Origin of the sequence: Cyclobacterium lianum (assembly GCF_900143075.1) — a bacterium.
Lineage (GTDB): Bacteria > Bacteroidota > Bacteroidia > Cytophagales > Cyclobacteriaceae > Cyclobacterium > Cyclobacterium lianum.
The window spans coordinates 110466-117293 of sequence record NZ_FRCY01000019.1 but is presented as its reverse complement, the minus strand read 5'-3'; the positions used below and the strand labels follow the sequence as shown (position 1 = coordinate 117293).

Genomic DNA, 6828 nt, shown 5'->3' with positions numbered 1-6828 from the left:
CCTGGGGAAAGGAACCCGATAGAAGGCAAGTTTGGTCAGGCAAAAAACGGATACGGAATGAACCGGATCAGGGCAAGGCTCAAAAACACCAGCCAATCGTGGATCGCTTCAATTATCCTAGTGCTCAACCTGGTCAAATTGGCCGGGATGGCACTCCCATGTCTGAGTTTTTCAGCGTGGAAAGATTTAAAAAACATGCTCAGAAACGCCATAAGGCAGATTCTGGAGATCCAGAAAATACAAAACCAGCCCAGAGAGCTATCTGGCCTGGTTTTATAAACTGGTCTTTTTTGAGTTTTTCAGCAGACCCTATTTAGGTAGACGGTTGGCGAATAACCAAGGGCTGAACCCCATGGTTATTATACCGGTCGCTCCTAACGGAGCTTTTTGTGGTTACACAGGAGGTAAACAAATTGTCCCGCCACAGATGGACACAGATAAGCACAGATTTTTTTCAAAATGCTTGACTTCCGGTAGCCCGATTACATTACCCAATTCCAGCACAAAACGCCCTTTTCAGCAAATTCCTATTTCCCAAAGGAGGCTGGGGAATTCCGTTCGCAATTCTCAGGTAATTCCTCGACCCTTACTCACTGATATTTCCATCCTCATCTATGCTGAGTTCTTTCCTTGCCCCGTCTTTTTCCAGGCGTACATTGAAATGCAGCATTTGACCTACTCTTCTGGCCGATACCCGGGTGATCTCATGGCCCGGGTATTTGGAAAGCAGGATGGTTTCAAGATTTTCCGGGAGAGGGTCCTCATAGCTTATGGTATTTGAAAACCTTCTTTCCTCTCCCGCTTCCGATTTTCTTTCAATGAACTTGTTGGTGCCATCTTCCTGCTTTTCCAGGTCAAAGGCATCGTACAAATCACCTACTGCTGTATAGGACTCGAAGCTCAGCTTGTCTCCTTCAATATTGATGACCTGGAAGAGCTGGGTATTTTCGGCTGCCCGGTCCCTTTCGGCTTCGTAGTCGTTCCAGGCATTCTTTCTCAACCCGTACATTTTGCCTCCACTTACAGAAACCACGTACACGGTACCGGTTTGGTCTTTGGTGTTGACCCCATCCATTACATTCTCCTCAGGAGAAACCCTTCCGCGGGCATAGCTGTGGTCGTGTCCCTGCAGGGCCAGATCTACCTGGTATTTGTCAAACAAGGGTTTCCAGGCATCCCTTAACCGGGTATTTTCCCTGCCTTCTGAGGCTGAAAATAAAGGATGATGATAGGTCACAATGGTCCATTTCTGGGGGTTATTGGCCAAAACCTCTTCCAGCCAGGGGATTTGTTCGGCCTGTAATATATTGCTATTGAGTGAGATAATCCTTGCATCCTGATAATCCATATAATAGACCGTTTCCTTTAATGCCTCAAGGCCTTCAGGTCCATTTTCCGGTAAGGTAAACTGTGGTCTCCACTGCAGGGAAAGCCTGCGGTCTGCATCTTCACCATCCAATTCGGGGATACTGCGGTATTCATGGTTTCCGGGAGTAACCATCGAAGGTACCATGCTGTGAATAAAGCTTCCTGCGGAAAACCATTCGTGCCATTCGGTTTCCCGGTGGGCCACATTGACCAGATCACCTGCATGGATGATGAATTTGGCATCAGGTGCTTTCCGGTAGCCCTCCCGTATCAACCTGGACCAAAGTTCCAGAATATAGTTTTGCGTGTCGCCAACATAAAGGAAGCTGAAGGGTTTGTCCTTTTCCCTGGAAGCAGTACTGAATTGTATCCACTCAGACCAGGTGTCTCCATCTCCCACCCGGTAGGCATACATGGTGTCGGGTTTTAAATCCTTAAAGCTGACCGAATGGTAATGTGCCTTTACCCTGGCGACTTCTACCGCAGTGGCATCAAGAACTTCTGTAGCAGCCTCTATTGTACTGGCGTTTCTCCAAAACTTCGGGGCCCCGTCGGCTACTGCAATTTCCGCAAAGGCTTTCTCTATGCTGGTGTCGGTCCTCCAGGTAACACTGGCCTGACTGGAAGGGTCTTCTCCAAAATTAAGGACTATACGGTCAGGAAAATAAGAGGGTTTGCTCCATTCTTCCCGAAAGGTGGGAGCCTTATACACGCGGTATTCCTGTGCCATGCTGAATTGAAAGGCCAAAATCAGGCTGAGGGAGAAAAGCAGGTTTTTCATTGAAGGGGATTTTAAAATTGACATGTCTTATGTGAAAGTTACGAAATTCAGCCCTATCTTTCAAGTCAGGCTGTAATCAAGAAATTGGTTCAAGCGATCATGTGCTTTAACTACTGTTATTTAGTCAAAGTGGCTATCTGTCGCAATATATTAAGCCCAAAAATATCGGGTTTCTCCTTCGGGGTTAATTTTTTGATAAGTTTTCGTTAAGATCTGGAAATGTTTAACCACTGATTGACAAAGATTAGCGCAGATTTTTTTTGGGCGAAATATGTTCCACGATCCGCAAATCCGATCCGGGAAAAGCACCCCACTTTTGCATTCCTATTTCTTCCTTCTGATACCACTCACAGCCTGGGCCTCCCAGGGATTATCGGGCCAGTGGTGCCTGGGATACCGGCGCTTCAGCTCTTTCCTGACTTCATGGTAGGTTTGGTTCCAGAAATTTTCCAGGTCTCGGGTGACCTGCACCGGTTTGAATCCGGGTGAAAGCAGGTGTACCAGTAAGGGTGTCTTGTTGTCGTTGATTTTTGGGGTTTGACGCCAGCCGAAGAGTTCCTGTAACCTGGCGGCCAGCACTGGAGGTTCCCCGTCGGCGAAATAGCTGATCCTGACCATAGACCCACTCGGTAAGCCTAATTTTACCGGTGCCAATGCATTGAGCGCTTGCTGCTGTGCATAGCTGAGGCTACTTTGCAGAATTTCGTCCAGGGGCAATCGCGACAGTTCTGCTGCCGATTTGGTGTCGGTCAGATAGGGAGCAAGCCACTGGTCTACTGTTTTGAGGAGATGCCCCGTACTTACATCCGGCCAAAGCTCAGTTCCGTTCCATACCCGCAAACTCATGACCCGGTTTTGCCATTGCACTACCTTCTCGTCAAACTTTAACCATTTCTCGCCTGACTTCCTCAACATGTCCAGCAATGCCTGCGTAGTTTGTGCTTTATCGGGAGATTTAAGCGGCTTTTTCTGAAGCAATAGCTGCCCTATTTTCCATTCCTCTACTGCCAGTACCGTCTCCTCCTGCTCATCCCAATACACTCGGGGTGTAACCTTTATCATGGGCTTCAAATCAGCCGGAGAAAGTACCGAGGCCAGAAAAATTTTACCCACAGCGGTCCCTTCATTTAATTGGGCGACCGCAATCCAGGCTTCCTGAGCCAGCCCATCTTTTTTGTCCATGGCGGCTATTTTCCCATTGGCCAGTTGAAAGTGGCCCTGGTTTCCCGGTCTGGAATAGGCGATCCTTTCCGGAAAGGCCTGTGCCAGCAGTACACCGGTCATGTATCCGTCTACAGGACCATTGGAAGGGGCAATATCCAGGATTTTCCGGTAAGCCCGGGCTATCTTTTCGATTTTATCAAATCCCCGGTAGCCTGCTGAAGTACTCCTGTGCCTCCTCAGGGCTTCAATTCTCAGGTTAATATCCAGACCCTCAGAGGAAGGCAGGGGGTCTTTTTCTTCCAGCAGTGCTGCCAGGTCACTGGCCAGGGTTTGCTGGCCAATTTCCTGGCTGTATACCAGCAGATGGGCAATTCTGGGATGTGCGGGAATGGCATGGAGTGCCAGGCCATGGGGAGTAATTTTACCATTTTCAATGGCCCCCAGATGCTCCAGTGTGGAAATCGCCTGCTGCCAGTGGCCTTCGGGTGGGCTGGTGATCCATTCCAACTGATGGTAATCGTTGATGCCCCACTTGTGCAGCTCCAATGCCAACGCAGCCAGGTCAGTCTCCCTTATTTCAGGTTGTCGGAAAGGAAGCAGTTTTTCCTGGCTTGCTTTGGACCACAGGCGATAGCAATGCCCGGGACCAAGTCTTCCTGCTCTTCCCGTACGCTGTGCAGCGGTGTCTTGCGTCACGGGTATTGTCACCAGCTTGTTGAGTGAGGAATTGGGATTAAAGCTGGCCGAACGCATAAAGCCACCGTCAATTACAATTTGAATGCCTTCTATGGTCAGGCTGGTTTCTGCGATAGCAGTGGACAGTACGATTTTCCGCTTTCCTTCGGGATGCGGGAGCAATGCCGCCTGCTGCCTGCCAAATGCCATCTGACCATAGAGAGTGAATATGGCGATATCTGGAAATCGTTCTTTCAGGTATTTTGCTGTTTTTTTGATCTCTCCCTGTCCCGGGAGGAATACAAGCACATCTCCCGGATATTCCGCCAATGCTTCCCGAGCGGCAAGAGAAACCTGCTCCGGCAGATTAAACAAATCTGTTCCCGGTCTGTAGTGAACCGTCACGGGAAATTCCTTACCCTCGCTACTCACCAGAGGGCAGTGGAGCTGATCTGCAAGCATCTTGCTGTCAAGCGTGGCAGACATGATCAGAACTTTGAGCTCAGGGCGCAGAATTTGCTGGATTTCCCTGCAAAGCGCCAGACCCAGGTCAGCATGAATGCTCCTTTCGTGAAACTCATCAAAAATGACCATTCCCACCCCTTCCAGGGCATTGTCCTGCTGCATCATTCTGGTCAGGATACCTTCTGTGATAACTTCTATCCTGGTGTTGGGGCCTGCACAGCTATCAAATCTAACCCGGTATCCAACGCTTTGTCCCGGTGATTCGTCAAGCAGTTGAGCCATGCGCTGGGCGATACTTTTGGCTGCGAGTTTGCGCGGCTCAAGCATTAAGATTTTCTGCGGGCCAAGCCAATCCTCATCCAGCAGGGTGAGGGGCAATAGTGTACTCTTACCGGCTCCTGGCGGAGCGTGAAGTAGAAGCGTGGAATGTTTTTTGAGTTGCTGTTTTACTTCCGGAATGGCTTCCAGAATGGGTAAATTGGGGAAAGCCTTCAAAGCTGGGAAACTATTTTTTTGCGAAGTATACAGGTGAAAAAATATAAAAAAGCAGCCGGAAGCACCGGCTGCTTTTTTAATCGATTATTCTATATCCACTTTGGCCTGTCCATATTCCCATTTGACGAGCATCCCGTCATCCTGGATTTCATAGGTCAGGTTTTCTGTCAGGGTGCTGGTTTGCTGAGAGGCTACATTTACCCGAAGGGCATCCTGACTTTCATCATACTGCGTACCCCATTGTCCGGTTTGCTTGTTGAATATAAAGGTGCTTGTGCCTTCATTAGGAATGATGAAGAAGCTGTATTTTCCTGCCGGTAGGTTTTCACCACCCACTTTGATATCTTCGCTGGTTTCGAAAATGGTGGCTTCATTGGCACCTGCTCTCCACACCTTTCCCAGTTCAACCAGGCCACCGAAAATTTGCCTTCCTTTTACTCCGGGGCTACTGTAGTTGACCGTAATTTTAGAGCCGTTGATGGTCCCTTCTGCCGTTTTGGGGGGGCTTGCGGGTGTCTGGCTATACGAGAGAAATATCACGGACATCATGAAAAATCCCGATAGTCCAAGCATTTTAAAGGTTGATGTTTTCATATTGGTTTTCTTTTTGGTTAAATATGGATTAAATAACGGCTTAACCCTTCCTTAGGTTATTGCCCGGCCGTTAAATTTTCACCCAGGCCTGTTTTTTATGGCTTTCTATGATGCGCTCACAAATCAACAATTCCCGGTAACCGTCTTCAAAGGTAGGGTAGGAGGGATTCTCCGGTTGCTTCCCTTCACTGATGGCCGCATAGACTTCCTTAAACATTTGCTTGGAAGTATCGGGAAAACCTTCATTATGCCCTCCGGGAAAGCCAATGAGCTTGGCCGCTTCCGGGGTAAAGAGTGCAGGATCTTTCATCAACTGCTGGTTGGCAGTCTCGCGCCTCCCGATCCAAAGTTCGTTGGGTTTCTCACTGCACCATTCAAAATTGGCTTTGGAGCCCGCTATTTCGATATTCAGGCGGTTTTTCCTTCCGGCATTAACCTGACTAACAGTCACAGACCCTTTGTGGCCATTGTCGAAACGCAGCATCACCGTGGCATGGTCTTCAGTATTGATGGGTACTTCCTCATAATCCGACTCCTGTAGCATCTTACCGCTGTAGGTCTCAATGGCTTTGAGTGGCTTGAGTCTGGTTTTATGTACCGTGGAAAAATCCGCCATCACCTCCGTGATTTTCAAACCGGTCACATACTCTGTAAGGTCCAGCAAATGTGATCCGATATCCGCAATGGCCCTTGAATCACCGGATTTATCAGGCTCCAGCCTCCAATTGTAATCCGTTTGTAAAAATAACCAGTCCTGTAGGTAGGAACCCATAATGCTGTAGATATCTCCCAGCTCACCACTTTCCCGCATGGTCTTCATTTGCCTTACCATGGGATAATAGCGCAGGTTAAAATGAACGGCATTCACCAGCCCGGACTTTTTGGCCAGCTTGACCAGTTCTTCCGCTTCTTCGATTTTGGTGGCCAGGGGTTTTTCACAGATCACATGCTTGCCGGCTTCCAGTACGGCTTTGGATTGGGCATAATGCAGGAAATTGGGAGTACAGATATGGACAGCCTTTATGGAGTCATCCTTAAGCATGTCTTCAAAAAGCATGGCTTTGGTTATACCCAGTTGGGCAGCTTTTGCTTTGGCCAGTTCCTCGTTCACTTCACAAAGGGCAGCTACTTCAATGTTGGGGCTTCTTCTCAGGGCTTCAATATGGGCAGGGCCAATAAATCCGGTACCGACTACCGCTACGTTAATTTTTTCCATGATATTAGGTTTATTTTAAAAGATTGGCCTTAAAGATAGAAGGTACTTTTGGAATTTTCAATGGTAAACC

5 protein-coding genes are annotated in these 6828 nt (G+C 48.4%); 1 reads left to right on the top strand and 4 read right to left on the bottom strand.

Translation table 11 applies throughout. The features are described 5' to 3' along the window. A partial coding sequence (locus BUB19_RS24800; RefSeq protein WP_394333893.1) for a transposase occupies window positions 1–279 on the top strand: 279 nt, incomplete at its 5' end. 307 nt (window positions 280–586) lie between these two features. On the opposite strand, the gene BUB19_RS21685 is transcribed toward BUB19_RS24800, so the two are convergent. From BUB19_RS21685 to BUB19_RS21670, 4 genes are all read right to left on the bottom strand, one after another. Further along, window positions 587–2149, bottom strand: a complete 1563-nt coding sequence (locus tag BUB19_RS21685) for a purple acid phosphatase family protein (protein ID WP_073097705.1) — start codon at window positions 2147–2149, stop codon at window positions 587–589. 324 nt (window positions 2150–2473) lie between these two features. Then, on the bottom strand, window positions 2474–4948 hold the full coding sequence (hrpB, locus tag BUB19_RS21680; RefSeq protein ID WP_073097704.1) for an ATP-dependent helicase HrpB: 2475 nt from the start codon (window positions 4946–4948) through the stop codon (window positions 2474–2476). An 84-nt stretch (window positions 4949–5032) separates the two neighbouring features. Next, a complete protein-coding gene (locus BUB19_RS21675) occupies window positions 5033–5542 on the bottom strand; it encodes a DUF2911 domain-containing protein (RefSeq protein WP_073097702.1) in 510 nt (169 codons plus the stop codon). 70 nt (window positions 5543–5612) lie between these two features. After that, the gene (locus BUB19_RS21670; protein ID WP_073097701.1) at window positions 5613–6758 is read right to left on the bottom strand and encodes a Gfo/Idh/MocA family protein; all 1146 of its coding nucleotides are present in this window, start codon (window positions 6756–6758) and stop codon (window positions 5613–5615) included. Window positions 6759–6828: the final 70 nt, after the last annotated feature.

What these genes read in the sequence shown, in the direction of transcription:
- BUB19_RS21685 (WP_073097705.1), bottom strand. Translation starts at nt 2,149, where the DNA reads ATGAAAAACCTGCTTTTCTCCCTCAGCCTGATTTTGGCCTTTCAATTC.
- BUB19_RS21675 (WP_073097702.1), bottom strand. Translation starts at nt 5,542, where the DNA reads ATGAAAACATCAACCTTTAAAATGCTTGGACTATCGGGATTTTTCATG.
- BUB19_RS21670 (WP_073097701.1), bottom strand. Translation starts at nt 6,758, where the DNA reads ATGGAAAAAATTAACGTAGCGGTAGTCGGTACCGGATTTATTGGCCCT.